Consider the following 3032-nt stretch of genomic DNA (forward strand, 5'->3'; position numbering starts at 1 on the left):
AAGCGCCTTGGCCTGCAAGACAAGCCCGGCTTTCGCTATATCCCGATCGCTGACCACATGGTGGACGATCTGGGGCGGCTTGGCCGCAAAACCGGCGCTGGCTGGTATGACTACCCTGAGGGCGCGCCTCCCGCCCCCTCGGCGCCGGTGGCGGAGCTGATCCGCGAGACGGCGCGGCGCGAAGGTCTGTCTCCCCTGACCTTCGACGCCGGGGAGGTGCAACAACGCGCCCTGACTGCGATGATCGAAGAGGCCTGCGCGATCCTGCAGGAAGGCATCGCCGCGCGTCCCGCCGATATCGATCTGGTGATGATCCACGGCTATGCCTTTCCGCGCTGGCGCGGTGGGCTGATGCATTACGCCGACACGATTGGCGCGGCGGAACTGGTGCGCCGGATCGAAACCTACCGCGCCGAAGACCCGCTGTCGTGGAATGTGCCCGATCTTTTGCGCGATCTGGCGCAAAGCGGCCGCGATTTCGCCAGCCTCAACCAAGCCTCCGGAGAGTGATATGACCGACGCGTTTATCTGTGACTATATCCGAACCCCAATTGGCCGCTATGGCGGGGCCTTGGCCCGGGTGCGTGCCGATGATCTGGCAGCGATCCCCTTGCGGGAATTGCTGGCGCGCAACCCCGGCCTTGATCCGGCCGCCATCGAAGAGGTCTGGATGGGCTGCGCCAATCAGGCGGGCGAAGACAACCGCAACGTCGCGCGTATGGCCGCTTTGTTGGCGGGGCTGCCCGAAGGCGTGCCCGGCGCCACCGTGAACCGCCTGTGCGGATCGGGGCTTGAGGCCGTCAGCGCCGCCGCCCGCGCCATCAAGGCCGGCGAGATTGATCTGGCCATCGCCGGCGGCGTCGAAAGCATGACCCGCGCGCCGTTCGTGATGCCGAAATCAGCATCTGCATTTGGCCGCGCGAACGAAGTTCACGACACCACCATCGGCTGGCGTTTTGTTAACCCGGCGATGAAAAAGCAATACGGCACCGACAGCATGCCCGAAACGGCCGAGAACGTGGCCGATGATTTCGATGTCTCCCGCGCCGATCAGGATGTTTTCGCGCTGAACTCGCAGCGCAAGACCGGCGTGGCTATGGCCAATGGGCGACTGGCACGGGAAATCGTGCCGGTGACGGTTCAGCTTGGCCGCGGCAAGACCGCCGAAGTGACCCAAGACGAACATCCCCGGCCCGAGACCGATCTGGCCGACCTTGAAAAGCTGCGCCCCATCGTGCGCGACGGCGGCAGTGTGACCGCTGGCAATGCCTCGGGCGTGAATGACGGGGCGGCGGCGCTGATCATCGCTTCGGCCGAGGCCGCCAAACGCCACGGCCTGACCCCGATTGCCCGCGTCGTCGCTGGCGCCAGCGCAGGGATCGCACCGCGCATCATGGGCTATGGCCCGGTGCCCGCGATCCGCAAGCTGTGCGCCAAGGCCGGGATCGAACCGGGCGATCTGTCGGCGCTGGAATTGAACGAGGCCTTTGCCGCTCAGGCGCTGGCCGTGCTGCGCGCGATCGGATTCTCCGGAGACGATCCGCGCGTGAACCCCAATGGCGGCGCGATTGCGCTGGGCCATCCCTTGGGCATGTCGGGCGCGCGTATCGCGGGGTCGGCGGCTTTGGAACTGCAAGCAACTGGTGGCCGCTTTGGCATGGCGACAATGTGCGTAGGCGTGGGGCAGGGGGCTGCCCTGCTTCTGGAACGCGTTTGAACAGGAGAGAACGACAATGACTGATAAGAATGCCTTTACCTGGGACGATCCGTTCCTTCTGAACGATCTGCTGACCGAAGAAGAGCGCATGATCCGCGATACGGCCAACGCCTATGCGCAGGACAAACTGCAACCGCGCGTGGAACACGCCTTTCTGGCCGAAGAAACCGACCCGGAAATCTTCCGCGAAATGGGTGAACTGGGCCTTTTGGGCATCACCATCCCCGAACAATACGGCGGCATCGGCGCCGGTTATGTCAGCTATGGCCTTGTGGCCCGCGAAGTTGAGCGCGTGGACAGCGGCTATCGCTCGATGATGTCGGTGCAATCCAGTCTGGTGATGCACCCGATCTTTGCCTATGGCTCGGAAGAACAGCGGATGAAATACCTGCCGAAACTGGCCAGTGGCGAATATATCGGCTGTTTCGGCCTGACCGAACCCGATGCCGGGTCGGATCCGGGCAGCATGAAAACCACTGCCAAAAAGGTCGAAGGCGGTTACGTTCTGAACGGCACCAAGATGTGGATTTCCAACAGCCCCATCGCCGATGTCTTCGTGGTCTGGGCCAAATCCGATGCCCATGGCGGCAAGATCCGCGGCTTTGTTCTGGAAAAAGGCATGAAGGGTCTGAGCGCGCCGAAAATCGGCAAGAAGGTCAGCCTGCGTGCTTCGATCACCGGCGAGATCGTGATGGAGGATGTCGAAGTGGGCGAAGACGCGCTTTTGCCGAATGCCGAGGGTCTGTCGGGCCCGTTCGGATGTCTGAACCGCGCGCGCTTTGGCATCGCATGGGGGGCCATGGGCGCCGCCGAAGCCTGCTGGCACGCGGCGCGTCAATATGGCCTTGACCGCAAACAGTTCAACAAGCCGCTGGCGCAAACCCAGCTGTATCAAAAGAAACTGGCCGATATGCTGACCGAAATTTCGCTGGGCCTGCATGCCGCGCTGCGCGTTGGTCGCTTGTTTGAAGAGCACAAAATGGCGCCCGAGATGATCAGCGTCATCAAGCGCAACAACTGCGGCAAGGCGCTGGACGTGGCGCGTATGGCCCGCGACATGCATGGTGGCAACGGCATCTCGGCCGAATTCGGGGTGATCCGCCATATGGTGAACCTTGAAACCGTGAACACCTACGAAGGCACTCATGACGTCCATGCCCTGATCATCGGTCGCGCGCAAACCGGCCTTCAGGCCTTCTTTTGATGGGGGCGGCAATGAAGGTATTGGTGCCTGTGAAGCGCGTGATTGACTATAACGTTAAGGTTCGTGTGAAGGCGGACGGTAGCGGAGTTGATCTAGCGAATGTGAAGATGT

3 protein-coding genes and 1 pseudogene are annotated in these 3032 nt (G+C 62.6%); all 4 read left to right on the forward strand.

Annotated features, from left to right (window positions below; translation table 11 throughout):
• A partial coding sequence (locus ABYW26_RS12655) for a 3-hydroxyacyl-CoA dehydrogenase family protein (protein WP_372605263.1) occupies nucleotides 1-510 on the forward strand: 510 nt, incomplete at its 5' end.
• Nucleotide 511: 1 nt separating this feature from the next.
• Entirely contained in the window at nucleotides 512-1717 is a 1206-nt protein-coding gene (pcaF, locus tag ABYW26_RS12660; RefSeq protein ID WP_372605264.1) for a 3-oxoadipyl-CoA thiolase, read from the forward strand.
• 16 nt (nucleotides 1718-1733) lie between these two features.
• Complete coding sequence (locus ABYW26_RS12665) at nucleotides 1734-2921, forward strand: acyl-CoA dehydrogenase (RefSeq protein WP_372605265.1); 1188 nt, start codon at nucleotides 1734-1736, stop codon at nucleotides 2919-2921.
• An 11-nt stretch (nucleotides 2922-2932) separates the two neighbouring features.
• Nucleotides 2933-3032 (forward strand): annotated as a pseudogene (locus ABYW26_RS12670) (electron transfer flavoprotein subunit beta/FixA family protein); the annotation flags it as partial.

Origin of the sequence: Actibacterium sp. (assembly GCF_041584535.1) — a bacterium.
Taxonomy (GTDB): Bacteria; Pseudomonadota; Alphaproteobacteria; order Rhodobacterales; family Rhodobacteraceae; genus Actibacterium_D.

Coding starts and splice junctions, on each gene's coding strand:
- pcaF (WP_372605264.1), top strand. CDS start 512: ATGACCGACGCGTTTATCTGTGACTATATCCGAACCCCAATTGGCCGC.
- ABYW26_RS12665 (WP_372605265.1), top strand. CDS start 1,734: ATGACTGATAAGAATGCCTTTACCTGGGACGATCCGTTCCTTCTGAAC.